22 protein-coding genes are annotated in these 24,709 nt (G+C 53.2%); 3 read left to right on the top strand and 19 right to left on the bottom strand.

From position 1 onward, the window contains the following. The first annotated feature begins 71 nt into the window (after positions 1 to 71). The 3 genes from proB to proC are packed head-to-tail and all read left to right on the top strand — an operon-like array spanning position 72 to position 3,371. The gene (gene proB / locus NSU01_RS22400; RefSeq protein ID WP_042138575.1) at positions 72 to 1,175 is read left to right on the top strand and encodes a glutamate 5-kinase; all 1,104 of its coding nucleotides are present in this window, start codon (positions 72 to 74) and stop codon (positions 1,173 to 1,175) included. A 28-nt stretch (positions 1,176 to 1,203) separates the two neighbouring features. After that, complete coding sequence (locus NSU01_RS22405) at positions 1,204 to 2,451, top strand: glutamate-5-semialdehyde dehydrogenase (RefSeq protein ID WP_076243332.1); 1,248 nt, start codon at positions 1,204 to 1,206, stop codon at positions 2,449 to 2,451. 53 nt (positions 2,452 to 2,504) lie between these two features. Continuing rightward, on the top strand, positions 2,505 to 3,371 hold the full coding sequence (gene proC, locus NSU01_RS22410; RefSeq protein WP_042138578.1) for a pyrroline-5-carboxylate reductase: 867 nt from the start codon (positions 2,505 to 2,507) through the stop codon (positions 3,369 to 3,371). Positions 3,372 to 3,473: 102 nt separating this feature from the next. Here proC and NSU01_RS22415 read toward each other — a convergent pair whose 3' ends face one another. From NSU01_RS22415 to bshA, 19 genes are all read right to left on the bottom strand, one after another. Further along, entirely contained in the window at positions 3,474 to 4,274 is an 801-nt protein-coding gene (locus tag NSU01_RS22415; protein ID WP_076243333.1) for an AAC(3) family N-acetyltransferase, read from the bottom strand. Between the two features lie 147 nt (positions 4,275 to 4,421). Continuing rightward, positions 4,422 to 5,189, bottom strand: coding sequence for a DnaD domain-containing protein (locus NSU01_RS22420; protein WP_042138582.1), 768 nt, complete (start codon positions 5,187 to 5,189; stop codon positions 4,422 to 4,424). A 23-nt stretch (positions 5,190 to 5,212) separates the two neighbouring features. Further along, the gene (gene asnS, locus NSU01_RS22425; protein WP_042138584.1) at positions 5,213 to 6,508 is read right to left on the bottom strand and encodes an asparagine--tRNA ligase; all 1,296 of its coding nucleotides are present in this window, start codon (positions 6,506 to 6,508) and stop codon (positions 5,213 to 5,215) included. Positions 6,509 to 6,529: 21 nt separating this feature from the next. Continuing rightward, a complete protein-coding gene (locus NSU01_RS22430) occupies positions 6,530 to 7,738 on the bottom strand; it encodes an acetate kinase (protein WP_042138586.1) in 1,209 nt (402 codons plus the stop codon). Further along, a complete protein-coding gene (locus NSU01_RS22435; RefSeq protein ID WP_042138587.1) occupies positions 7,735 to 8,607 on the bottom strand; it encodes a 3-hydroxyacyl-CoA dehydrogenase NAD-binding domain-containing protein in 873 nt (290 codons plus the stop codon). The genes NSU01_RS22430 and NSU01_RS22435 overlap by 4 nt, the downstream gene beginning before the upstream one ends. Before the next feature lie 132 nt (positions 8,608 to 8,739). Next, positions 8,740 to 10,242, bottom strand: a complete 1,503-nt coding sequence (locus NSU01_RS22440) for an AAA family ATPase (protein ID WP_042138589.1) — start codon at positions 10,240 to 10,242, stop codon at positions 8,740 to 8,742. Next, complete coding sequence (locus tag NSU01_RS22445) at positions 10,235 to 10,777, bottom strand: hypothetical protein (RefSeq protein ID WP_042138590.1); 543 nt, start codon at positions 10,775 to 10,777, stop codon at positions 10,235 to 10,237. The genes NSU01_RS22440 and NSU01_RS22445 overlap by 8 nt, the downstream gene beginning before the upstream one ends. Positions 10,778 to 11,302: 525 nt before the next feature. Further along, positions 11,303 to 12,070 (bottom strand): aminoglycoside adenylyltransferase domain-containing protein, encoded by a 768-nt coding sequence (locus tag NSU01_RS22450; RefSeq protein WP_042138591.1) that lies wholly within the window; start codon positions 12,068 to 12,070, stop codon positions 11,303 to 11,305. A 311-nt stretch (positions 12,071 to 12,381) separates the two neighbouring features. Further along, the gene (locus NSU01_RS22455; RefSeq protein ID WP_339302340.1) at positions 12,382 to 12,903 is read right to left on the bottom strand and encodes a DUF5590 domain-containing protein; all 522 of its coding nucleotides are present in this window, start codon (positions 12,901 to 12,903) and stop codon (positions 12,382 to 12,384) included. A 27-nt stretch (positions 12,904 to 12,930) separates the two neighbouring features. Further along, positions 12,931 to 14,232 carry an amidohydrolase gene (locus NSU01_RS22460; protein ID WP_076243335.1) on the bottom strand — a complete coding sequence of 434 codons (1,302 nt, stop codon included), beginning with the start codon at positions 14,230 to 14,232 and terminating at the stop codon, positions 12,931 to 12,933. Next, entirely contained in the window at positions 14,219 to 14,872 is a 654-nt protein-coding gene (locus tag NSU01_RS22465; RefSeq protein ID WP_039308806.1) for a redox-sensing transcriptional repressor Rex, read from the bottom strand. The genes NSU01_RS22460 and NSU01_RS22465 overlap by 14 nt, the downstream gene beginning before the upstream one ends. Positions 14,873 to 15,091: 219 nt before the next feature. After that, the gene (gene dinG, locus NSU01_RS22470) at positions 15,092 to 17,950 is read right to left on the bottom strand and encodes an ATP-dependent DNA helicase DinG (protein WP_042138596.1); all 2,859 of its coding nucleotides are present in this window, start codon (positions 17,948 to 17,950) and stop codon (positions 15,092 to 15,094) included. A gap of 116 nt (positions 17,951 to 18,066) precedes the next feature. Then, positions 18,067 to 18,708 (bottom strand): hypothetical protein, encoded by a 642-nt coding sequence (locus NSU01_RS22475; RefSeq protein WP_042138598.1) that lies wholly within the window; start codon positions 18,706 to 18,708, stop codon positions 18,067 to 18,069. A gap of 114 nt (positions 18,709 to 18,822) precedes the next feature. Beyond that, positions 18,823 to 19,206, bottom strand: coding sequence for an aspartate 1-decarboxylase (gene panD, locus NSU01_RS22480; RefSeq protein ID WP_039308797.1), 384 nt, complete (start codon positions 19,204 to 19,206; stop codon positions 18,823 to 18,825). Then, complete coding sequence (panC, locus tag NSU01_RS22485) at positions 19,199 to 20,089, bottom strand: pantoate--beta-alanine ligase (RefSeq protein ID WP_042138600.1); 891 nt, start codon at positions 20,087 to 20,089, stop codon at positions 19,199 to 19,201. Before panC ends, panD begins: the two co-directional genes overlap by 8 nt. A 1-nt stretch (position 20,090) precedes the next feature. Further along, on the bottom strand, positions 20,091 to 20,957 hold the full coding sequence (gene panB / locus NSU01_RS22490; protein ID WP_039308791.1) for a 3-methyl-2-oxobutanoate hydroxymethyltransferase: 867 nt from the start codon (positions 20,955 to 20,957) through the stop codon (positions 20,091 to 20,093). 319 nt (positions 20,958 to 21,276) lie between these two features. Continuing rightward, positions 21,277 to 22,077 carry a biotin--[acetyl-CoA-carboxylase] ligase gene (locus NSU01_RS22495; protein WP_076243336.1) on the bottom strand — a complete coding sequence of 267 codons (801 nt, stop codon included), beginning with the start codon at positions 22,075 to 22,077 and terminating at the stop codon, positions 21,277 to 21,279. Next, positions 22,067 to 23,509 carry a CCA tRNA nucleotidyltransferase gene (locus NSU01_RS22500; protein WP_083705450.1) on the bottom strand — a complete coding sequence of 481 codons (1,443 nt, stop codon included), beginning with the start codon at positions 23,507 to 23,509 and terminating at the stop codon, positions 22,067 to 22,069. The genes NSU01_RS22495 and NSU01_RS22500 overlap by 11 nt, the downstream gene beginning before the upstream one ends. A 10-nt stretch (positions 23,510 to 23,519) precedes the next feature. Continuing rightward, the gene (gene bshA / locus NSU01_RS22505; RefSeq protein ID WP_042138601.1) at positions 23,520 to 24,677 is read right to left on the bottom strand and encodes an N-acetyl-alpha-D-glucosaminyl L-malate synthase BshA; all 1,158 of its coding nucleotides are present in this window, start codon (positions 24,675 to 24,677) and stop codon (positions 23,520 to 23,522) included. Positions 24,678 to 24,709 lie beyond the last annotated feature (32 nt).

The raw sequence follows: 24,709 nt of genomic DNA on the forward strand, positions 1-24,709 counted from the left end.
GTCTAAGGATGGGGGCTTTTTGTCATTTTCGGGCTGACAGCGATTGAAATTTGAGAGGAAAGTGAAAGACAATGACGACAAGAATCGTGGTCAAAATCGGCAGCAGCTCACTGAGCGGCCCTGAGGGCGGATTGAACCGGTCTGCGGTCGCCTTCTTCGCCGCCGAGATTGCCGCACTCCGCAAGCAAGGCTGTGAAGTCCTGCTGGTTACCTCAGGAGCGGTGGCGGCAGGATTCCGTGCTATCGGCTACCCGTCCCGCCCCAAGCTGCTGCACGAGAAGCAGGCCGCAGCAGCGGTAGGACAGGTTATGCTCATGCAGGCTTACCAGGAGGCCTTTGCCCGGCACGGTATTCCTACCGCACAGATCCTTCTGACCCGCACGGACTTCTGCAGCCGCCGCGCCATGAACAACGCCATGATGACTGTGGAGGAGCTGCTCCGGCTGGGCGCTGTACCCGTGTTCAACGAGAATGACACTGTATCGGTGGACGAATTGAAATTCGGTGATAATGATACCCTGTCGGCGCTGGTCGCCAATCTTCTGAAGGCCTCGCGGCTACTGGTCCTGACGGATATGGACGGCGTCTACAGCGGGGACCCGCGCAAGCATCCGGATGCGGTCCGGTATCAGCATATAGAAGAGATTACACCGGAAATCTATGCTATCGCAGGCGGCGCAGGCTCAAGCGTAGGTACTGGCGGCATGCGTTCGAAGATCGATGCTGCCAAGATTGCCACCCGGGGAGGCGTTCCTGTCTTTGTAGGCAGAGTTACGGAGCCTGGTGATCTTTCACTGGCAGCTGAAGGTACTGGCAAAGGCACATATTTTGCCACGACCCTCTCCTCCCTGCCCGTCAAGAAACAATGGCTTGGATTCATGTCCACCCCGCTGGGCTCCCTTTATGTTGACGACGGCGCGGTAGAAGCTTTGCTCCATGGAGGGCATAGCCTGCTGCCGGTCGGGGTCAGACGAATCGAGGGCAGCTTCCATTCCGGAGATGTTGTAGAAGTACTTGGCCCGGATGCCAAACTGCTTGGACGGGGCATCGTCAATTATGATGATACCCAGCTCCGCAGCATCCAGGGCCTTCCCAGCCGCGAGGTTGTCCCAAGGCTCGGTGAGGTGCACCGGCTCGAGGTTATCCACCGCGACGAATGGATTACACTGCGTTAAGCCAACAAAACTTTTAGGGGGAATCGTCATGAGTGAAGTGGTAAACAAAACGACGCTGGCCAAAGCGACCACAGGGGTACTCGCCAGCTTGACTACCGGCCAGAAGAATGAAGCTCTGCTTGTCATGGCCGCAGCCTTGCGCGCCGAAGCGGATTACCTTATTGCCGCCAATGCCGAGGACTTGGAGCGCGGGCGGCTAAACGGCACTCCGGAGTCTATGCTCGACCGGCTGGCACTGGATGCAGGCCGGATTGACAGCATAGCCGAGGGCTTGCAGCAGATTGCCGTGCTGCCTGATCCGATTGGTGACAATCTGGAAACCATCGAACGCCCGAACGGCCTGTTTATTGAGAAGGTCCGCGTTCCGCTTGGCGTTATCGGCATTATCTATGAAGCCCGTCCGAACGTAACCGTTGATGCTGCCGGCCTGTGTCTCAAAACCGGCAATGCCGTGGTCCTGCGCGGCGGCTCATCCGCCCTGTCCTCGAACCGTGCGATTGCAGAGGTTCTGCACCGCGCACTGGCGGGTACAGCAGTGCCGCCTGATGCCCTGCAGCTGATCGAAGATCCCAACCGCTCCTCCGTAGATGAAATGCTAAAGCTGAACGGCCTGCTGGATGTCATCATTCCGCGCGGCGGAAGCTCACTAATACAGAATGTGGTGCTTAATGCCACTGTACCAGTAATTGAAACAGGTGCAGGCATATGCCATACTTATCTGGATGCAAGTGCCGAACCCGGTATGGCTCAGCGGATCAGTCTGAATGCAAAAGCGCAGCGGCCTTCTGTCTGCAACTCCATGGAGACTTTGCTTGTCCACCGTGAATTCGCAGCCAGTCATCTGCCGGCTTTGGCAGAGGCCTTCCGCGGTGTCCATGTGGAATTGCGCGGCTGTCCGGCTACAATCGCTCTTGTCCCTTGGGCTCTGCCGGTTACTCCGCAGGATTTCGCCACGGAATACAATGACTATATTCTCAATGTCAAAATCGTGGACACGTTGGAAGCGGCTCTCGGGCATATCGCCGAGTTCAGTACCAAACATTCCGAGTGTATTGTTACAGAGGATGCCGATAATGCTGCCCGCTTCCTGCAGGAAGTGGATGCCGCCGCTGTATATCATAATGCGTCCACCCGGTTCACTGACGGCTTTGAATTCGGCTTTGGTGCTGAAATCGGGATCAGCACCCAGAAGCTGCACGCCCGCGGCCCGATGGGGTTGCCTGCGCTGACTTCAAGCAAGTATATTATCCATGGCTCCGGCCAAATTAGGGGATAATCAAGTATTCATGCTTCATATGTTAACATAACTTTTTAGGGGGACTACCAGCCATGTGTCAGCAACCATCCATACCACTTATTAATCATAATATCGTTTTTTATGGCGCAGGCTCGATGGCTGAGGCAATTGTGCGCGGAATGATCGCCCGGAACGTAGTGGAATCCGGCAAAATCATCATGCTAAACCGCAGCAGCAGCGAACGTCTGGCCGAGCTGCGCAGCCGTTATGGCGTTCTGGGCTACAATGATCCCGAACAAAAAACAGATGCCCTGCGTACAGCACCCGTAATTGTGCTTGCGATGAAACCCAAGGATGCCGCAGAAGCATTACGTAATCTGGGTCCGCTGCTGTCGCCGGATCAGCTCGTAATTTCAGTGATTGCCGGACTGACAATCCGTACTATGCAGGGTCTGCTGGGTACACAACAGCCTGTAGTCCGCTCGATGCCTAACACCTCCAGCTCCATCGGCCTGGGTGCAACCGGCATAGCCTTCTCCAAGGAGGTTGACGAACCGGGCCGCCGCACAGCCCTTAATATCTTCGAAGCTGTCGGGTTAACGGCCGTTATTGATGAGGAGCGGATGGAAACCTTAACAGGAATTTCCGGCAGCGGACCGGCTTATATCTACTACATGATGGAGGCCATGATTGCCGCCGGCATCCGCGGCGGACTGCCGGTTGAACAGAGCCGCGAGCTTACGGTTCAGACCGTGCTGGGAGCTGCCCGGATGGTGCAGCAGACGGGTGAAGAACCTGCCGCGCTCCGCAAGAAGGTCACCTCGCCGAACGGCTCTACCCAAGCCGCGATTGAAGTGCTGGAACGCGGAGATTTCTTCGAAACGGTCATCGCTGCAGTTAACCGCTGTGCCGAGCGTTCCCGTGAAATGGGATCGGCTTTGGAGAAAGAGCTGCAATAATTCTTTAGCATTTGTTCATGTTACATTAGCCCTCTCTCCACAAAATAGCCCGCAGACCGCTTCCCCGAAGCAGCTGCGGGCTATTTGTTGTCTGCCTTCCCCCTACCTATGCTGCTCCATCCAAACCGTTGCCCAATCTACCAATGACCTGAGTTCCATTAATCTTACCTCTGCATTCCCGGCCCGGTGAATCTGCAGATTCACCGCCTGCTCATACTCCTGCCCCAATGGGACAAAGTCACTGTCATCCACTGCCTGTGTCGGGTAAGTTAACCACTTGCGGACACCCTCCACCAGAACAGCACTGCTCTCATTAACCATCTGCTTCCCCGGATAGTCAGCACGGGTCTCGGCCAGATGCAACGATGTATTCTTGTCGTAGCCTACGCCAATCAGAAGAATATGCCCGTTCAGCTGATACAATTTGTCCAGGGGTGAACCGGCGCCAAAGATATTGCTCAGATCATGGTCTTTTACCAGATACTCCGCATGTTTGCCGAGCGCGGCAAAAGAACGGGCCGGATGATCCGACCTGGTGGCTCCCGGCCATTTCCGGAACATTTCAGCCACTACTCCCATCCCGATCGCCGGAGTAACCTCCTTGTCGTACGCAGGCCAATATTTACGGATAAGCGGCCACCACTCCGCAGGCTCTTCCCAGTGCACTCCCGTCTGGGGGTCGAGATTCTTCCAGGTCTGCGAAGGCATCATCAGGGTGCCGTCCACACCGACAAGCTCCAGCAGCGCACGAATTAACGTCTCCGCCCCGCCAATCACGAAACCCAGACGGCTGAGGGATACATGTACTATCAAGCTCTGCCCTTCCTTGATCCCGCAAGCCCTTAATTGTTCCACCAGCTCTTCCTTCGTAAGAATCTGCCTGGGTTCTTTACGTTCGGTCATACGCTCCACTCCCTTTTCTGAACTCAATATATAATACAAAAAGACAACCCCGCAGTAAGCTGCGGGGTTGTCTCCGGTGTACCCTGGAAAGCAGTGCCCTTGAATTCAATTCATTCATTCTATGACAGGCATCGTAACGTTATGATTTCATCTTCCGCCGCTGCGGAACTTCTGGGAATAGGCTTTGACATCCTGGGCATTCTTCACCCGGTTGCGGGCCCATTCCAGCAGAATGCGGTCAATATAGCGGAAATGAACTTTCCCGGCGAAGACAGATTCCTTCAGTGCAAGCAGAATCAGCTCTTCGGGATACCGGTCCTCATCGACCCAGCCGGAAATGGACTCACATTCCATCGGAGACAGCGGACGGCCGAATTCCTTCTCGAAAATACTGAACAGGCTGCGGCTCTCCTCGGCTTCCGTACCCCCCGGCGCGGCCGGCCGGCCATAACCGCCCTCCGGAGCAGGTGATCCGGAATAATGGGCGGCAGCCCGGGAACCCGGCTCACTCTCAGCACGGCTGCGCTTCTCCTGCGAATGCTCTTGCGAGACTTCGGCCAGATAAGCACCGAGCTTGCCATACAGTCCGGAGAAGTTGTAGCGCTCATAATGGATATCGCGCAGCTCGTCGTTGTCTCCGTCGATGCTGATGAATCCTTCCTTCATGAGCTTCTGCAGCTCTCCGGCAATAACCGAGATACTGCGTCCGGTTACGGCCTGCAGCTCCTCAAGCGAAGGGAAATCAATTCCCTCCACTTGCCGGAACGAGAGCAGATGAATCAGCAGCATTGCCTCACTGCCAGTCAGATTCAGCTTCCGGTAATATTTCAAGAGTGCATAAGGAATGACGGCCATTCCGTTCTCCAGGCCGAAGGCTACGCCTTCGCCCCAGGTATTCCATCCTTTTCCGTCCATACTTAAGCCCCCTTTGCCCATCCTTACGGGTAAAGACGGTACAGCGTACGAGGGAAGGCAATCGTTTCACGCACATGGTCCAGACCGCAAATCCAGGCCACGGTACGCTCCAGCCCCAGACCGAATCCGGAGTGAGGAACAGAACCGTAAGTGCGGAGATCCATGTACCATTTGTAGGTATCCATCGAAAGATTATGTTCCTTGAAACGGGCTTCCAGCAGCGCCGGATCGTCGATACGCTGTGATCCGCCGATAATCTCTCCATACCCTTCAGGAGCGATCATATCCGCGCACAGCACCACTTCCGGACGCTCAGGATGCGGCTTCATGTAGAAGGCTTTGAACGAAGCCGGATAGTGGGTAATGAAGACCGGCTTGTCGCTCATTTCGGCAATAGCCGTTTCATGAGGTGCACCGAAATCATCGCCCCAGGCGATTTCATAGCCTTTTTCATTCAGGAACTTGATTGCATCATCGTAGGAAATACGCGGGAACGGCGCTTTGATGTTCTCCAGCTTCGAGACATCGCGGCCAACCGCCTCCAGCTCGGCACGGCAGTTCGTAAGTACGGACTGCACCACAAAGCTGATGAAATCTTCCTGCACACGCAAGCTTTCTTCATGATCTGTGAACGCCATTTCCGGTTCAATCATCCAGAACTCGATTAAGTGGCGGCGGGTTTTGGATTTCTCCGCACGGAAGGTAGGTCCGAAGGAATATACGCGTCCAAGAGCCATTGCTGCAGCTTCCATGTACAGCTGTCCGCTCTGGGTCAGATACGCATCCTCTTCGAAATACTTCGTATGGAACAGGTTGGTCGTGCCTTCAGCTGACGTTGGAGTCAGAATTGGCGGGTCAACCTTCGTGAATCCACTCTCATTGAAGAATTGCTGAACCGCACGGATAATCTCTGCACGGATCACCATTACTGCCCGCTGCTTGGAAGAACGCAGCCAGAGATGGCGGTGGTCCATCAGGAAGTCAACACCATGCTCCTTGGGCGTAATCGGATAATTCTCAGTAAGATGCAATACCTCTATACCTGTAACCGTCATTTCATAACCTGACTGGCTGCGGGGCTCTTCACGGATAATTCCGGTAACATACAGCGAGCTTTCCTGGGTAAGGCTCTTGGCATCATCCCAGACCTGCTCAGGTACTTCCGATTTCACCACAACGCCCTGGATATAGCCTGTACCATCCCGAAGCTGCAGGAACTGAATTTTACCGCTGGAGCGCTTGTTGTTAACCCAACATCCGATAACAACACTCTCTCCAACATGCTCATTCACATTCTTGATTACACTCTTGTTAGCCATGCCTAAGATCTCTCCTCTAATTTAGCCGTTAATTCCTTGCACAATACTGTAAGTATCACGTGCAATGACAAGCTCTTCGTTTGTCGGAACCACAAGCACCTGAACCTTGGAACCAGGCGTAGAGATGCGGCGCGGATCGCCGGAGCGGACCTTGTTAGCTTCTGCATCCAGTTCGATTCCGAGGAACGTAAGATTGTTCAGTACTTTTTCACGCAGCAGGGAAGCATTCTCGCCCACACCGGCAGTAAACACGATTACATCTACGCCGTTCATTGCAGCTGCGTAAGAACCGATGTATTTACGCAAACGGTACTCGTACATTTCAAAAGCAAGCGTAGAATTAGCCTCGCCTTTCTCCGCACCGTCAATAATATCACGCATGTCACTGCTAACGCCAGAAATAGCCAGCAGTCCGCTGTGCTTGTTCAGCATGGAGTTCACTTCACCGACAGACAGCTCTTCCTTGTTCATCACATAAGGAACAATTGCCGGGTCAAGGTCACCGCTGCGTGTACCCATCATCAGGCCTTCCAGCGGAGTCATACCCATGGAAGTATCCACCGACACGCCGCCATCAACTGCAGTCACGCTGGCTCCGTTACCGATGTGGCAAGTGATAATCTTCAGTTCGCCCAGCGGACGGTCCAGATAATCTGCAGCAGCTTTGCTGACGAAATCATGGGAGGTACCATGCGCGCCGTAGCGGCGGACTTTGTATTTGTTGTACAGCACTCTCGGAATGGCATACATATAAGCCTTCTCAGGCATCGTCTGGTGGAAGGCAGTATCGAATACAACAACCTGAGGCACACCTGGCATATTAATTTCAGTCGCTGTAATCCCCATCATAGCAGCCGGGTTATGCAGCGGCGCAAGGTCAAACAGCTGGCGGATCTTCGTCTTCGCATCTGCATCTACAAGTGCGGAAGCCTTGAAGAATTCTCCCCCGTGTACTACGCGGTGCCCAACGGCATTGATCTCGTCGGTGGAAGCAATTACGCCATGTTCCTTGTCAGTCAGACAAGCAAGCACTTTGCGGATTGCCGTGTTGTGTTCAAGAATTTCGCTTACTTCAGTTACTTCCTGTTTGCCGGTTGGTTTGTGGTTCAGAATGGAGGAATCCATCCCGATACGTTCTACCAGACCTTTGGCCAGTACAGATTCATCTGTCATGTTGTACAGCTGGTATTTCAATGAAGAACTGCCGGAGTTAATAACTAAGATATTCATACACGGTCACCATCCTTGTCATACTTGAAGAAGCCTTCGCCCGATTTCGCACCCAGTTGTCCTGCACGTACCATCTTCTTAAGAATCGTGGAAGGACGGTACTTGAGTTCGCCGTATTCACGGAACATGTTCTCAAGTGCAGCAAGAACAGAATCCAGACCGAAACGGTCTGCCATTTCAAGCGGTCCGTTCTGGAACTGGTAGCCAATGCGCATAGCATCATCAATATCTTCAGGAGAAGCGACACCTTCCTGCAGCACATGCATAGCCTCGTTAATGAACAGGCAAATGAGGCGTGAGGTTACAAATCCCGGGGATTCATAGATCATTACGCCTTTTTTCTCAACGATCTCATCAACAAAGGTTTTGGTATCTTCAAAGGTGCTGTCGGAAGTTTTCAATCCGCGCACGATTTCAACCAGATCAACCTTCGCTACAGGATGTATGAAGTGCATGCCGATTACGCGTTCCGGATACATTGTCGAGCTTGCAAGCTCAGTCAAGCTTAAAGTTGACGTGTTGCTGGCAAGGATAATGTGGCTCGGACACACCTGATCGAGCTGATTGAATACCTTCTGCTTCGCTTCCAGATCTTCAACGATGGTCTCAATGACCATATCGCAGGAGCTCAGTTCAGCAAAATGTGTCACTTTTTGGATACGGCTAAGAATCAGTTTCTTCTCCGCTTGGGTAATGGCCCATTTCTCCAGCTGTTTGTCGAGACTGGTCTCGATCATTTCGTAGGAGTAGTTCAGTCTGTCTGCAGTTTTCTCCACCAGCATTACATCCAGGCCCTTGGCTGCCAGCATTTCAGCAATCCCTTGTCCCATTGTGCCACCGCCGATGACACCGATCTTTTTAAAATTCATTTAAAAGTCTCCATCCTTTCAGGTATCTATACTTTTGTATTGTACCTTGTCTGTCGAAAAAAATATGTAGCCCGACATATAATGATATCTTAGCATGTCTGAAAAGTAAAAAAAAATAACCGGCATAAAGAATTATGCCGGTAAAAGGACACTGTCACGAAATTGACAACGAAATTGCTCCCCGGAGAGAACTTCTTCCTTCATTAAAATGTCAAGAGAGTAATCAAATACATTTCTTTGCTTATTCAGCAGGTCATTCGTGCGGACCATTAGCTCATCCAGTATTTTACTATTCTCTTTCATCAGCTCTTCAGTGGTTACCATTTGCAGATTAGCAATCCCGAGGGAGGTAAGTCCCGATTTCATCATTGTTTCGACAATATTCAGCGCCTGGTCAAAGTCTCCGCGTGAACCGGTACTGCGTCCGCCGTAATACATCTCTTCGGCAGCTGCTCCGCCCAGGGCAATCATAATCTGATTCTCCAGATAATCCTTCGTGTACAGATACTGTTCGGTCTGCGGATTATGTCTTACATACCCGAGAGCCTGTCCGCGCGGAGTCAGAGTAACCTGGCTAACGCTTCCCGGACGCAGCAGCTCAGCCATAATAGCATGTCCCAGCTCATGAATCGCTACCCGCTGTTTCTCCTCATGATTCGTTTCCCGGTCGGTCTTCTCACCCATCATGACTTTATCAATCGCCATCGAGAGATGACGCTGCTCTACCTGGGTCAGATTCTCACGCATCATGTAAATCGCTGCTTCATTCATCACGCTTTCCAGCTGTGCACCCGAGAAGCCATAAGCTTCCTCGGCGATTTTATCCAAGCTTACCGTTTCATGCAGCGGTTTGTTCTTGGCATGCAGATCGAGAATCGACTTGCGGCCTTTCTTGTCCGGCATGTCCACCTGGATGTGGCGGTCGAACCGGCCCGGACGCAGCAGTGCGGAGTCCAGCATTTCCTTGCGGTTCGTTGCTGCTACCAGCAGAATGCGCGGGGCTTCATTGTTATAGATCCCGTCCATCTCGGTCAGCAGCTGATTAAGCGTCTGGTCGTATTCACGCTGCTGCCCGCCTTCACGCTTGCCGCCGATGACATCAATCTCATCAATAAATATAATGGCACTTTGCTTATTTTCCTTAAGCGCACGGGTACGGGCATCCTTGAACAAATCGCGGACACGTCCTGCACCGACACCGACATACATTTCCACAAACTCACTGCCTGATGCAGCCACAAATACTGAGTTGGTATAATGTGCCGCAGCCTTGGCCATCAGCGTCTTACCGGTTCCCGGAGGCCCTGTCAGCAGAATCCCCTTCAGCGGGCGAATCCCGAATTTGCTGATTTCTTCATGCCGGATCAGAAAGTCCAGTGCTTCCCGCAGCTCCTGTTTAGCGTTGTCCTGGCCGCCGATTTCCTCAAAAGTCAGCTTGGACGGCCCATTCTTCTTACGTTTCTTATCTGCACCTGCATTTACCGCCAGACCGCCGCGTGCGTGGGCAATAAACAGGAGGGCAGCGACCATGCCGAAGGCAATAATTACAGGGAAAATGTTAATCCCGACAAAAACCATAAAAATCAGCATGACCGGAACAAATCCGGCCAGGACCTCTTTCCAATACTTAGGCATTGTTCCACACTCCCATCGTAGCCGCCGCACGCGGCAGAATGATGAACTTACTCTCTTTACCGTTGCTCAGACTCACATACACATTCTTGTCATCAATTTCCGTTGTTGCTATAACCCCGCTGTACTTGCTGTCTTGCGTCTTCAGACCATCCAGCTTGGCAGGGATTAATGTATACTTCCGGCTCTCCATCGCCTCTGCAACCGAGAACATGGCTTTATCCCAATACTCATCCAGCAAAGCGCTGGAGTTCTGTTCGACATCCAATTTGAGCGTGCGGCCGTTGATAGCTGAGCTGCCCTCTTTGGATACATACTGCACGAGCTCACGTAATTTCGTGCCCGGCTGCAAATCAAGTTTCAAAGTGACCTCATTGCGTTTAATACTAATATGGGAATCCTTCACTCCCTCATAGGATGATACAAGTTTTTGCAGCGGCTCCTGCACAGCGAACTGGCGGTACGAATACCAGCCACCGAATAACAATGCAGCGGACAGCAGAGACGTTAGCAGTACAGGCATAAGACGCAGTTTCAAGAAACGTCCTCCTCTCAAAAATGACCGAACATAAATCTATAATAATGACCAATCTAGCGTGTCTAGCGCCCTTCCGAGACTGACATGCTCTTAAGCATGTCCTGATACAAGTAGTAGTATATCACAGGTGTATATACGATTTTACATAAAAGTGTGAATATATTTAAAATTTTTGATACTAATTTCTGGATGTTTCAGTAGATTATCTTTCTTATCGGCAATAAATGTGTACAGAATTAGCTTTGCCGGTAAGGATATCGAAAAAGAGCACCCTGTAGGCAAATAAATGCCTGCGGTGCTCTCTTTTGTAGGACATGGACTTAGGAGTCGCATTAATTCCTCCAGTTCCAAAGCTGAAGGGGCTTTGCCTCTTTATTAAGGTCGACCCTTCAATATAATCCGCCTTTTGCTGGTCTGCCGCTGGCGCGGACTCAGATTCCGTTAATTAACAAATACACCCCATTTCGGGCTTAAATGAACAAGATAACGGAATCTCAGTCCGCTTCACTCATTGTTAGTTTGAATTTACACCTTGGCTTGGTGCTGTCTGATTTCGCCGGCCATGTATTCTGCAAAATCAATTAATAACTCCGGGTCGTAACTGCTGTCACTCGCCACACCGCTATATTCTTCAAGGCAGTGCTTCAGCAGCCCGTGATAGCTGGACGGCAAATGCTGCAGGCCCCACTCCCCGCCTTCCTTTTTGGAAGACACAACTTCTTCCCGCACAAAATACAGCACACGGCACAAATTCAGTGTGTAGTACACTGGAGAATCTATGATTTGCTGAGCAGCATCTCCGATATCACCAAGGATAGAATCGAGGTAGTATTGGCGGTCTACCGGCAGAAACGCTTCGCGGATAGGCTCGCCGTACAGAATAAATCCCCGCTGATAGACTACGGCAAATTGAGCCGCAAGATCCCTGTCCTCAAACCCGCCACACAGATAATGCTCATCATTTCTGTACCGGTCCAGATGAAAGTCCGAGAAGTGAAACTCAAAGGGCGTCGGATGCACAAAGTTCTTCAAATATTTCTTCAATACAATAGTTAGCTCAACCCCGCGCCGGTTCGGCAGACTGTCGTGATAAGCTATCACTTTCTTGGCCAGTTTCCGGCTGACCTCTACAGGCAGCTTGTCGTGTACGACAATCAGCAGATCAATATCACTTTTATCCGGATGAAAACAGCCCATGGCCAGCGAACCGTGCAGATAAATCCCGGACAAATTTGCCCCCAGCTCCTCTTTGAACAACGTTACCGCCTGATCTAAATAGGCTAGAATTTCCAAATTTATGATCCTCCTGAATGTCAATTATGTATGAAGCAGATGCCGGGAATGAATACTTCCGATATGACAATCCGGTATGCATCATCGTATATACTGATTAATGCTATCCAGCTGTCATGCCATCGAAATGGATTCATCTATTCCTCCCCTATTATTAAGCCATAGCTCCAAGTAGGCCACAAGTCCAAGAATAGTTATTGATTGTTCTCTCCCTTGAAGAACCTTTTAAATTACGGCTTATATTAATATAAAAAGCGGGAGAACAGTTCAACTGTCCTCCCGCTCCTGCTGTAGACCATTCTTGCTGCCGCTTACCGGTTGGGCAGGCTGTACCCTTCACCGATGGCACTGCCGTCTGTGAAGCGATAGAAGCTGTAATAGAACCTGCCGTCCTTTTTGTAGAACAGCTGCCAGGCATATTCTCCGTTATACACTCCCGGCAGCAGCCGCTTAATCGTAATACCCGGAAGCTGGGCAGCTATAATATCACGGATTTGCGCCTCAGAAGTCCCTTTGCTGAGCTCCTCCGCGTATAAATCGTTGGCGCCTCCGGCTGGCTGGCCTTCCTTGGTAAAACGGACCCAAACCATCAGCTCGGTTCCTGCATCATTTTTTCCGGTAAGCACCCAGTATATCGCATTTTCATCCCAGACGGATTTCTGTGCTTTGGTTACCTCAGTTAAGCCGGCCCGCGCTCTGGCAATCTCTTTGGCTTCACTCCGCTCGTTCCACTGATCCTTCATAATGTAGGCATAAAACTGGCTTAGTCCGAACAGAAGGAGCAGAACCAGGGAAATCCCCAGCGGAAGCCATTTTCTCCTCTTCTTCAACATGCAGCTTCCTTTCCCTTTAAACCTGTATTACCGTTTAAGCAGTCCCTCGAACGTTTCCTGCGCTTTGCGGCGGATAGCTTCTTCATCTAGTGTCAGACATTGTCCGTGCTTCACAACCTGTTTGCCGTTCACCCAGACATGCTCCACATCCTTGGCACTGGCTGAATATACCGCATGGGACAAAAGATCGGTATGCGGCAGCAAGTGCGGCTGATCAATATCAATCGCAATGAAGTCGGCTTTCATCCCTGCTGCAAGCCGGCCTACCTGGTTCAGGAAAATAGACTGTGCACCATATTCGGTCGCCATCAGCAGCGCCTCTGGAGCCGGTACTGCTGTAGGATCACCGCTTACACCTTTGTGGATCAGCGCGGCCAGCCGCATTTCTTCGAACATATCCAGGTTGTTGTTGCTTGCCGCACCGTCCGTACCCAGGGAGACCTTAACTCCTGCTCTAAGAAGCTCAGGAACACGGGCTACTCCGCTGGCCAGCTTCAGATTGCTGCCGGGATTGTGGGATACACCAACATTGTGGCGGGCCAGAATCTCAATCTCTTCATCGTTCAGATGAACACCATGGGCGATCAGGGACGGCCGGGTGAACATTCCCAGCTTCTCCAGATGAGCGACCGGACGCAGGCCGTAATCGGCCACATTCTGCTCCACTTCATGACGCGTTTCGGACATATGCGTGTGCATCGGCAGATCAAGATCATGAGCCGCCTGGACAAACTTCATGAAAAACTCCGGAGGACAGGTGTAAGGCGCATGCGGCGAGAGCATTGCAGTAATTCTGCCGTCAGCCTTGCCATGCCAGTTCCGGGCAAAAGCAATCGCCTCCGCGAGCTTGTGATTCTGCACCTCTTCCGGACAAAGGCCAATAACACCGCGCATAAGTACAGCACGGATGCCTGACTGCTCGGTAACCTCAGCAACCCGGTCCATATGGTCATACATATCGAGGAAGGTCGTAGTGCCGCCCTTCAGCATCTCAAGAACGGACAAAGAGGTTCCCCAGTACACATCATCACCGGTGAATTTCTCTTCCATCGGCCACATTTTTTCCTGCAGCCAAGCCTGCAGTACCATATCATCGCCGTAGCCGCGCAGCAGTGACATCGCCGCATGGCCGTGGGTGTTGACGAGACCCGGCATGAACAGCAGCCGGCTGCCGTCAATAACCTCGGCATCCTCTTCAATTACAGGCTTATCTTCACCTATGTAAGTAATAAGATCATTTTCGATGGTCATATAACCGCTCAGCACCGGCTCTTCGCTGCCAGGCACCAGAAAACGCCCGTTTTTAATAATGGTTTTATTGCTGCTCATCTTCAGCTTCGTCCTTTCCGTCATGCAAATAATAAGCCAGACTCTGCAGATCCGTAGTGAAATCGGCGGCATGAATCCGGATATTGGCCGGAGTCTTCAGAATGACAGGCGCAAAATTCAGGATCGCCTCAATGCCCGAATCCACCAGAATGTCAGCAACGTTCTGTGCTTCACTGTCCGGAACGGTAATAATCCCGATGCGGATGCCCTGTGCACGGATGGTATCCCCCAGCTCACTCATCGGCTGAACAGTCAACGAGTTGATCTGCTGGCCTACCTTAGGCTCATAAGCATCAAATACAGCTGTAATCTTCATCGTATCCTTCAAGTAAGCATTGTAATTCGACAAGGCGTGGCCAAGATTACCTGCACCTACCAGAGCTACATTAATCTGCTGGTCCAGCTTGAGAATATGCCTGATCTTCTCAATCAGATAAGAGACATCATAACCAATGCCTTTTCTGCCGAAATCACCAAAATAAGCCAGGTCCTTGCGGATCTGGGCGGGGTTGAGATCAAGCTTCTGTCCCAGCTCCTGAGAAGAAACTGTTGAGATTTCACGTTTTTGGAGATCGTTCAGGAAACGCAGGTACACTGGGAGTCTGCGAACGACGGCCTCCGATATTTTATCCGATTTCATGTTTTCTCCTCCTAAAAGTTTTGATAGCATATGCTGCTTGATTCAACTTCGCAAAACTCGCTTCGTAAGCATTCACTTAGGTTTGATAGCATATGCTGCTTGATAAGCCGGTTATAGGAACCATGCTCCGGGTACTACTGCCCGTTTGGGCAGCAGCAGTGGAGCACGGGACTTCAGAACAATAATTACTTATACATAATATCAACCGGAGACGGATTATTAAACCCCGCCTTCTTCAAGCCATTCTGCAATCCGCGGAACGATCTGATCCGTCAGCATATGCTCCATCTTGGGACCGGGCAGCGAATACAGGAAATACTTCCCATAATAAGATTCGATTACCCTGGTATCATATACAATAACGATTCCGCGGTCCTGCGCGGTGCGGACCAGCCGCCCGAAGCCTTGCTTGAAGCGGATTACGGCCTGCGGGACGGACAGCTTCATGAACGGATTCTTCTTCTGTGCCTGGAGCAGCTCCGACTTCGCTTCAGCCAGCGGATGATTAGGCGGCTGGAACGGAAGTCTGACAATGGCCAGACAGGTCAAAGCTTCACCGGGAATGTCTACACCTTCCCAGAAGCTGCTCGTACCCAGCAAGACTGACGCTGTACTGTCCTGGAACCGCCGGATCAGCTTGCTCCGACTGCCGCCTTCTACGCCTTGTCCAAGCACCGCGATATCCTGCGAAGCCAGGGCCTCCTTCAGCGGATCATAGACCTGGCGCAGCATCTTGTAGGAGGTGAAGAGCACCAGCATCCGCCCGCGGGTAGCCACGGCAGTTTCTGCCAGAGAATGGACCAGTGTATCCACAAAGCGGGCATCCCCTATGCTTCCCTTGACACTCGGGAAATCACGGGGAATGACAAGCAGTGCCTGCTCACGGTATTTGAACGGCGACGGAAGCAGGGCTGTCATCAGACGGCCCTGCTCTGCAGCCTCACCAAGACCGAGATTATCTATCATGAACTGGAATGACTTATCCACAGACAAGGTGGCCGAGGTCAGGATGATACTCTTCTTCTTGTCGAAGAACAGCTCCCTGAGCTGGGTGCTCACATCCACCGGAACGGCATACATCTGCAGCGATTTGCCGCGGTAATTGCCGCTCCCCTCCAGCCAGTAGACGATATTCTCGTCATTCAGTCCCATAAAGAAACGGATCTGCTCCCGGATGGAGGCCAGGTCCTTGAACAACCCGCCGATATCCGTCACAAGACTGTCCGAAGAGGACTGGCTGTCCGTATCACGCATCTCACTGAGCATTTTATCACCCTTGCGGATGATATCACTCAAGCTGAGATGGAGTGTATTCTCCAGAGCAGCCAGCTCCTCCCACTCTTTGGGCTTCTTGCCCGGCTGCAGGCGTGCGACAAGCTGGCCGGCTTCACCGGCTCCGGCATCGCTGCGTTCAGGCAGCAGGCCGAAGAGCTTGTCGCTAAGTGTATCCCAGGACTCCTTGACGGTAAGCAGATCCGGATAGATCCGGTCGATAACACCGCTCCATTCCGAAGCCTGCTCACTGCCGGACGACTGCAGGGTCTGGCGCAGGGCAGGCAGCTGTCCGCTCCGGCTGTCCTTGTACAGACGGGTGAGCGTATGCGCCACGGTGAAATATTTCATCTGCATTCCGAGATGTTTGCCGGCAATGTCCTCCAGATGATGCGCCTCATCAATGATGAGATGCTCGTAAGCCGGAAGCAGCTGATGCCCGGCCTTAACATCTGCGAATAACTTGGAGTGGTTAGTCACCACCACATCGGAAATCCCGGCTTCATGCTTGGCCCGGTGATAATAACATTTCCTGAACCAAGGGCATGAGCGTCCCAGACAAGAGTCGGTATCACTGGCTACGGTCTCCCAGAAATCACCGCCGCGCCCGCTTAAGTTCAGCTCTTCATCATCGCCGGTCTCCGTCTGGGTCAGCCAGACCATCATCTGCGCGGCCGTAAGCGCTTCTTCCCTGGGACTTGTGAAGTCCCTTTTATTAATTCTATGTTCAAACTTACGGAGACACAAATAGTGTCCTCTCCCCTTAAAGATCGCTGCCTTGAACGGAAAGGGCACAACACTCGTCAAAAGAGGGATGTCGCGCTCACGCAGCTGATCCTGGAGGTTGATCGTATGCGTGCTGACCATGACCTTCTGATTACTGCGGACACTGTGATAAATGGCCGGAAGCAGATAGCCCAGCGATTTGCCGGTGCCGGTTCCTGCTTCAATCAGCAGATGCTTATCCTGATCAAGCGCCGTCATGACCTCCTGGATCATCAGTTCCTGGGCTTCACGGCTCTCATATTGCGGAAGGGTGTCCTTCAGACGTTTGGTTACCTCTTCCATATACTCCCCGAAGGTAATATTCTGCAGCGGGTTGTCAGATCCTTCCTCCCGAGGCGGAGCCAGCTCTGCCCAGTCGCCTACAGCAAGGGCCAGCTGCCGGTAGAAGGTCAGGTCTCCTTCCGGCTGGAAGGTCTCCATTTCGCGCTCACGCTGCAGACCATCGAAATACCAGGCCAGGTCACTGTCTTCATCGGCGAACAGCTCATTGAGCCGCTGGATGGTCAGGAGAGGCAGGCTGTCCAGCTCCTCCAGACATTTCAGCAGCACAAGAGCAGTTGCGAGGGCATCACTGTCCGCCTGATGGGGACGCTCATGCGTAAGGCCGAAATGGCTGCTCACGGACCCAAGCTGATAGGTAGTCAGCGAGGGAAAGCATATTTTGAGAAAATCGATAGTATCCAGAATCCGGCCCTGAAACGGCAAATAACCGCAGCGGTCCAGCGCATTCTGCAAGAAATGAAAATCAAACGCCACATTATGTCCAACCAGCACAACATCATCGAGCAGCGGCACCAGTTCCATCATCATCTCATCAAGTTCCGGCGCATCCTGCACATCACTGTCTGTAATTCCGGTCAAGCCCGTAATAAAAGGAGGAATGGGTGCTCCGGGCTTGACATAGGAACCATACACCCGGGAGATGGACCTGTCTTCCTCTATAATGGCAAGGCCAACCTGGATGATCTCTCCCACAGATTGGGTTCCCGTAGTTTCAAAATCAAGCACGGCAAATTTCATTATAAGTTCTATTCCCTTTCACTTGAGACTCTTTATCAGCATAACAGAAGTTACGAAAAAAGGCGATGCACACCCCTGGTGAAGTAGGTTGCATCGCTTAAACGGATGAAAATTAATTATAAAAGCGAGACCAGCTGTTGTCCGAACTGAAGCTTCCCGCCCCGCTTGCGGCAAACCTCCAGGTTAATGTTCGGCTCAGGAAGAGCGGGATCATGCAGCAGAGAAAGGCTGAACAGCTCACTTGCTTCATTAAAACGTTCCTGAGAAGCTCTGATGCAGCCAAGCGCATTATAAATCATCGCCTTCAGCTTCGTTTCACGGATGAGGCCGAGCATATGATTCAGATGCCCCCAAGCCGTCTCCCCTTCACCCTCCTGCAGATAAGCCATAGCCAGATACAGCCGGGCAGCCAGACTGTCCGGGTGCCGGGCAGTGACTTCCTTGAACTGTTCGATACATTTGCGGTACATAAGCAGCTTATAATAACCCTGTCCCCTGACAAAAGCATCCATAGCAAGCTCTGGCGCTTCCTCCTCAGGTATTTCCTGCTCCGGCTGCGGCTGAAAATCTGCCTGATTGCGGAACTGGCTAAGCTTCTCGGCAAAGGCCAGCCATTCATCCATTACATCATCGCTGATCCTGTGGAGCATATTATATTTGGATAAAAGGTCGTTGCGGCGGGCACCCTCCGCAGTAGGATAGTCAGCACTGATCTCCTGCAGCATCTTGTTCATCTCAGCAAATAAATGTTGAAACACCGGACATCCCACCCTTACTGATAATGAATTCAGCTTAAGCTTGCCTGACTTCATTTTTCACAAGTCGGGGTGTCTTCATCCCTGCCATTGATTACATGGCTCAAACAGTGGGTTTTAGGCAATCGTCGCGTGAATCTCATGATCCGCCAGCTTCACCGGCTGATTGTCGGCATCTACAAATACAACGGTCGGCTTATGGTCCGCCAGCTCTTCGGATGACAGCATGGCGTAAGAAATAATGATAACGGTATCCCCCGGCTGCACGAGGCGAGCGGCTGCACCGTTCAGACAGATAACGCCGCTGCCGCGCGGGCCTGGGATTACATAGGTTTCCAGCCGGGAACCATTGTTGTTATCCACGATCTGCACTTTCTCGTTCTCCAGCAAATCCGCGGCTTCCATCAGATTCTCATCTATGGTAATGCTGCCGACATAATTCAAATTGGCTTCGGTGACGGTAGCACGGTGAATTTTGGATTTCATCATATGTCTAAACAAGAGCGTGAGCCTCCTTGGGAATAAATACATTATTGTCGATCAGGCGGGTTCTGCCGAATTTCACGGCAAGTGCCATAATCACCTCTCCGCCGGCAGCACTCAGCTTACCGCCGCCTTCCAGGCTCTCCAGATCCGGGAAAGTCAGGATTTCCGCGTAATCGATGACCGCAAGCGGGGATTCAGCAATAACTGAAACCAGCAGCGCCCGGGCCTCCTCCACCGTTCTCACCTTGCCGTTCTCCAGTGCCTGGCGGACTTCGCGCAGGGAACGGGACAACACCAGTGCCTGTCTGCGCTCTTCAGCGCTCAGATAGACATTGCGTGAGCTGAGGGCCAGTCCGTCTTCTTCCCGCACGATCGGGCAGGCGATAATTTCAACATTCATATTCAGGTCCGCCACCATCCGGCGGAGAACAGCTACCTGCTGGGCATCCTTCAATCCGAAGAAGGCATAATCCGGCTGTACAATATTGAACAGCTTGCTGACCACCGTAGTCACTCCGTCGAAGTGACCCGGACGCGAAGCTCCGCAGAGCTGTGTTGTAAGGGAAGACACCGAAACTCCCGTGCGGATCGGCTGAGGGTACATTTCCTCGACACTAGGGATAAACACAATATCCGCACCCTCGCGTTCAGCAAGCGCCAGATCACGCTGCTCATCGCGGGGATAGGAAGCATAATCTTCATTAGGACCAAACTGCAGCGGATTGACAAATATACTCATCACCACTGTGCCGCTCTTCTCACCTGCTGCGCGCAGCAGGCTGGCATGGCCTTCATGCAGATAACCCATGGTAGGTACAAAACCGACCGGCCCATGGCCGCCTTGACGCATATATTCCAGCGCTTCACGCAGCTGTGCAATTGTTCTGATTACTCTCATCTTATTTCGCTCCTTTGCCGGCACCGCCGTATAGGGATTCCAGTACCGTTTCATCCGCGTTAAACACATGTTCCTCCGCCGGGAAGGAGCGGTCTTTCACTTCCCGCACATAGCTGCTGATGCCTTCACGGATCAGACTGCCGACATCGGCATAGGTTTTGACAAACCGTTTCTCCCGGTAAGGGGAGGCATAGCGCAGCACATCATGGAACACCAGCACCTGTCCGTCACAATAGCGGCCCGCACCAATGCCGATGGTCGGAATACTGATTGCCTTGGAGATGGCTGCGGCCACTTCTTCCGTCACCAGTTCAAGCACGATGCCGAAGGCTCCGGCAGCTTCAAGCGCCTTCGCTTCATCGATCAGCCGCTGTGCATCCTTGGCATCCTTGCCCTGGATCCGGTAGCCGCCGATCATATTCACCGATTGCGGAGTCAAGCCGATATGTCCGAGAACAGGCACTCCGGCGGCAACTACAGCGGATACCGCATTGCAGATTTCAAGGCCGCCTTCCATTTTAACGGCATGGGCCTGACCTTCCTGCATCAGCCTGCGCACTCCGCGCAAGGTCTCATCCACACTTCCGTGATAGGTCATAAAAGGCATATCCGCGATGATAAATGTGTTCTGCGCCCCGCGCTTCACCGAACGGGTATGGTAGACCATATCGTCTATGGTAACCGGCAGGGTGGTATCGTAACCAAGCACGACATTCCCGAGCGAGTCGCCTACCAGAATCAGGTCGACACCTGCCTCCTCGGCGAGCAGGGCTGAGGGATAGTCATACGCGGTCAGCATGCTCAGCGGCACACCTTCCGTTTTCATTTTTTTCATTTTGATAATATTCAGCGGATGTTTCTCTGCCATTAGCTCTCATTCCCCTTTTCCATAAAATACGCGTTACCGCGCAAACAAAAAAACCTTTTAGCATGGTCCGCTAAAAAGGTCCGAAGGGCAAAAAAGAGTCACTCGCGATCGTCCCTTCTGTCTCGGTCCTTACGGCTCAGAGCAGAATCCAACGTAACCGTTACATACAGTTATGAAGGTAAATCCGGTAAAACAACTCTATAAAAGTTCAGTTGCTTAAGTACAGCTCGCCATAGCGATGCCGCCTCTGAAGCTATTATAACAAAATCTGCAGACAATTACACCTAAAAATATGACATAAGGCGGCATGTCTTGACGCTCAGATCATTTCGATTTCCCCTGACAGCACGCTGGTAATCTCACCGGCGCTATTGCGCAGCCGCAGTCCTCCGTTGTCATCCAGACCTACTGCAGTGGCTTCGGTGCGGCCTAGCGGCGTGTTCACACACACCTGGCGGCCCAGCGTTACCGACATCGATTCCCAGAGCTCCCGAATAGGCCGGAAGCCCTGCTCTATGTATTGAAGATACAGATATTCGAGCTCAGCCAGCACCGCTTCCGCAAGCCCGGTACGGTCAACGGGAATGCCGCCCCCTTCAATCAGCAGGGAGGTTCCCACCTCCTGCAGTTCAGCCGGGTAATCTTCACGGGTCAGATTAACGGCAATGCCGATTCCGGCTATACAGTAATGAAGGCCGCCTTCCCTAAGGGAGGATTCAAGCAGAATGCCGCAAATTTTGCGTCCGCCGGCCAGCAGATCATTAGGCCACTTGATGCCGGCGGGAACACCGGTAACCTCACGGATCGCCGTGCAGACAGCTACACCTGCCAGCAGAGTCAGCTGCGGGGTCAGGGACAGCGGGAGATTCGGACGCAGCACCAGGCTCATCCAGATTCCCTTGCCGCGCGGGGAATGCCACTTGCGGCCCATTCTGCCCCGGCCGCCGGTCTGCTCCTCGGCCATAATCGCGGTGCCTTCAGGGGCACCGTTCTCGGCCAGCTTCTTGGCTTCCTCTTGTGTAGACGCCACCGAATCCATCCGTACGATTTCGCCAGGCCAGCTTGAAACGAAGTCCTCCCGCTTCATACGGCCGGACGGCAGCGTATCATCACTCTTCATCTTTATCCATCCTTTGTGCTTCCTGCAGCAATAATTGTTTGTCATTTGCAATGCCGCCGGCTGCGGCAGCCAGCAGCAGCTTGTTCAGCAGCACGCCAAGCCATGGCCCGGGCCGCTTCTGCAGCAATTCTGCCAGCTCGTTGCCCGTCACCGCCAGCTCCGCAAGACTGCGGAGCGGCATAGCTGCGGTCCAGGAGCGCAGGAGCCGGGCTTGGACCGTGGCGTAAACGGGCTGCTGCCCGGCGGCGGGGCTGAGGACTGGCGGCACGGCGGTGGCAGGACCGAGGGCAGGCGGCACGGTGGCGGCAGGACGGAGGGCAGGCGGCGCTGTAGCCGCGCCCGCTGAACCCTGCGCCAGATCCGGCGCAGGGACAGGCCCCGCGGCGGCATCCTCCGCCGCCGCAAGCAGAGTCAGCCACCCTTCGGCGGCTGACTGGCCGTGGGCCAGTACGGCGGCGATCCACCGCCGCCGCAGGCCCTCCGTGGCGCCCGGAGCATCCGGCCGCGCCGAAGACAGCGCCGCGTCCCAGGCTTCGCGGACGCGCAGTACGGCGACGACGCTGCTGCGCGTCGCCCCCGGGAACGTCCATGCCCGCAGGAGCTCATCCGCCGCAGCAGCGGACGATCCCAGGGCATGCAGCAGGAGCGCCCACCGCAGGCGGGCGTCCTGCAGGTTCCCCAGACCGGCTGTACGGGCGGCGGCTGCCGCCAGGTCACTGCCGGTCCAGGGGAACGGCGCCTTGCCGCGCGGCAGCAGGCCGCTGCGCAGCAAGAGTGCCAGCCCGCGCTGCGGATGCGGGCCCTCTACGATGCGCTCGACCTCCGCGCGCACCCGCTCCACAGCAATATGCGCCAGCTTATCCCGCTGGCGCATCAGGCCGCGCCACGTATTCTTGGCGATGGCGAAATCCAGCACGGAGGCGAAGCGCACACAGCGCAGCATCCGCAGCGCATCCTCGCCGAAGCGTTCCTCCGCCTGGCCCACACAGCGGATACGGCGGAGCTGAAGATCCCGCTCACCGCCAAAGGGATCAATCAGCGCACCATTAAGCCCGGAGCACATGGCGTTGATCGTGAAATCGCGGCGGCGGAGGTCCTCCTTCACATCGCTCACAAAAAAGACGTGCTCCGGACGGCGGTGATCGGCATAGCCGCTCTCCGTCCGGTACGTCGTAACTTCAAAGCTATAACCATTCTGCAGCACAGTAACCGTGCCATGAGCCAGCCCGGTAGGAACACAGCGCGGAAACAGGGCCATAACCTCCTCCGGCAGTGCAGAGGTGGTAATGTCCATGTCATGCACCGGTCTGCCCAGCAGTTCATCGCGCAGGCAGCCGCCCACGAAATAAGCTTCATGCCCACCCGCCAGCAGACCGGTAATGACGGTGCCGGCGGCTTCCGCCATGCCGGATGATGCCATTGTCCATTCCATGCCTTACTCCTTACCCCCGGATAGGATCCAGTCCGAGTACCTTGCGTCCAAGCACGCGGTAATATATATCTTCGTATTGATTCGTAATCATATCTCTGCTGAAATCATGACAGGCCCGTTCCAGACAGGCGCGTCTGAAGCTCTCTGCCATCGCGTCGTCCGAGAGCAGCTGAACCGCATAATCAGCCATAGTCTGAGTATCGCCTACCGGCGCGAGGAATCCGGTTTTGCCATGCTGAATCAGCTCTGGAATCCCGCCGGTCTGGGACCCGATGGTCGGAACGCCGCAAGCCATCGCCTCCAGGGCAACGAGCCCGAAGCTCTCCTTCTCCGAAGGGAGCAGCAGCAGATCAGCCAGTGAAATCACCTGGGCAATTTCATCCTGCTTACCCAGAAACCGCACTTTGTCCTCCAGGCCCATCTCGCTGATTTTGGCCTGAATCTTCGGCAGATCAGGCCCTTCCCCCACCAGAAGCAGACGTGAAGGCAGATGTTTATTCACCTTCGCGAATACATCCACCACATCACTTACCCTTTTAACCGGACGGAAGTTGCTGATATGCATCAGGATTTTTTCATCCGGAGCAGCGTAGTCACCGCGCAGGTCCGTTACATCGCGTGGATAATACACCCGTTTGTCCACGAAATTATAGGTCAGATCAATTTCCCGTGTAATATCAAGCGCCTTACGTGTTTCCTTGATGAGATCCTGGGAGACGGCAGTCACCGCATCACTCTCGTTAATGCCCAGGCGGATCAGATCCTTCAGGGATTCATCCTGGCCCAGTACAGTAATATCTGTGCCATGCAGGGTCGTAACCACTTTAATGTCGTTGCCAAGGATCTGCTTGGCCAGAAAAGCACAGACCGCATGCGGCACCGCATAATGGACGTGGAACAAGTCCAGCTTCTGCATCTTGGCTACCTGGGCCATCTTGGTCGCCAGTGCCAGATCATAAGGCGGATAACGGAACACATAATAATCGTTAACCTCTACCTCATGATAAAATATATTTTTTTGAAACGTTCCCAGCCGGAACGGGATGCTGTGTGTAATAAAGTGGACCTCGTGGCCCTTCTCGGCCAAAAGCTTGCCCAGTTCAGTCGCCACTACGCCCGAGCCGCCAAGAGACGGATAACAAGTGATGCCTATCTTCAGCCGGTCCATAGCTCCGCCCCTTCATTTTACATAAATCTATT

It is taken from the genome of Paenibacillus sp. FSL H8-0259 (assembly GCF_037963255.1).
GTDB classification, from domain to species: Bacteria; Bacillota; Bacilli; order Paenibacillales; family Paenibacillaceae; genus Paenibacillus_AQ; species Paenibacillus_AQ phytohabitans.

Bases quoted from the DNA above. Each gene is read 5' to 3' on its own strand.
- proB (WP_042138575.1), top strand. From the start codon at position 72: ATGACGACAAGAATCGTGGTCAAAATCGGCAGCAGCTCACTGAGCGGC.
- NSU01_RS22405 (WP_076243332.1), top strand. From the start codon at position 1,204: ATGAGTGAAGTGGTAAACAAAACGACGCTGGCCAAAGCGACCACAGGG.
- proC (WP_042138578.1), top strand. From the start codon at position 2,505: ATGTGTCAGCAACCATCCATACCACTTATTAATCATAATATCGTTTTT.
- NSU01_RS22415 (WP_076243333.1), bottom strand. From the start codon at position 4,274: ATGACCGAACGTAAAGAACCCAGGCAGATTCTTACGAAGGAAGAGCTG.
- NSU01_RS22420 (WP_042138582.1), bottom strand. From the start codon at position 5,189: ATGGACGGAAAAGGATGGAATACCTGGGGCGAAGGCGTAGCCTTCGGC.
- asnS (WP_042138584.1), bottom strand. From the start codon at position 6,508: ATGGCTAACAAGAGTGTAATCAAGAATGTGAATGAGCATGTTGGAGAG.
- NSU01_RS22430 (WP_042138586.1), bottom strand. From the start codon at position 7,738: ATGAATATCTTAGTTATTAACTCCGGCAGTTCTTCATTGAAATACCAG.
- NSU01_RS22435 (WP_042138587.1), bottom strand. From the start codon at position 8,607: ATGAATTTTAAAAAGATCGGTGTCATCGGCGGTGGCACAATGGGACAA.
- NSU01_RS22440 (WP_042138589.1), bottom strand. From the start codon at position 10,242: ATGCCTAAGTATTGGAAAGAGGTCCTGGCCGGATTTGTTCCGGTCATG.
- NSU01_RS22455 (WP_339302340.1), bottom strand. From the start codon at position 12,903: ATGTTGAAGAAGAGGAGAAAATGGCTTCCGCTGGGGATTTCCCTGGTT.
- NSU01_RS22460 (WP_076243335.1), bottom strand. From the start codon at position 14,232: ATGAGCAGCAATAAAACCATTATTAAAAACGGGCGTTTTCTGGTGCCT.
- NSU01_RS22465 (WP_039308806.1), bottom strand. From the start codon at position 14,872: ATGAAATCGGATAAAATATCGGAGGCCGTCGTTCGCAGACTCCCAGTG.
- dinG (WP_042138596.1), bottom strand. From the start codon at position 17,950: ATGAAATTTGCCGTGCTTGATTTTGAAACTACGGGAACCCAATCTGTG.
- panC (WP_042138600.1), bottom strand. From the start codon at position 20,089: ATGAGAGTAATCAGAACAATTGCACAGCTGCGTGAAGCGCTGGAATAT.
- panB (WP_039308791.1), bottom strand. From the start codon at position 20,957: ATGGCAGAGAAACATCCGCTGAATATTATCAAAATGAAAAAAATGAAA.
- NSU01_RS22495 (WP_076243336.1), bottom strand. From the start codon at position 22,077: ATGAAGAGTGATGATACGCTGCCGTCCGGCCGTATGAAGCGGGAGGAC.
- NSU01_RS22500 (WP_083705450.1), bottom strand. From the start codon at position 23,509: ATGGAATGGACAATGGCATCATCCGGCATGGCGGAAGCCGCCGGCACC.
- bshA (WP_042138601.1), bottom strand. From the start codon at position 24,677: ATGGACCGGCTGAAGATAGGCATCACTTGTTATCCGTCTCTTGGCGGC.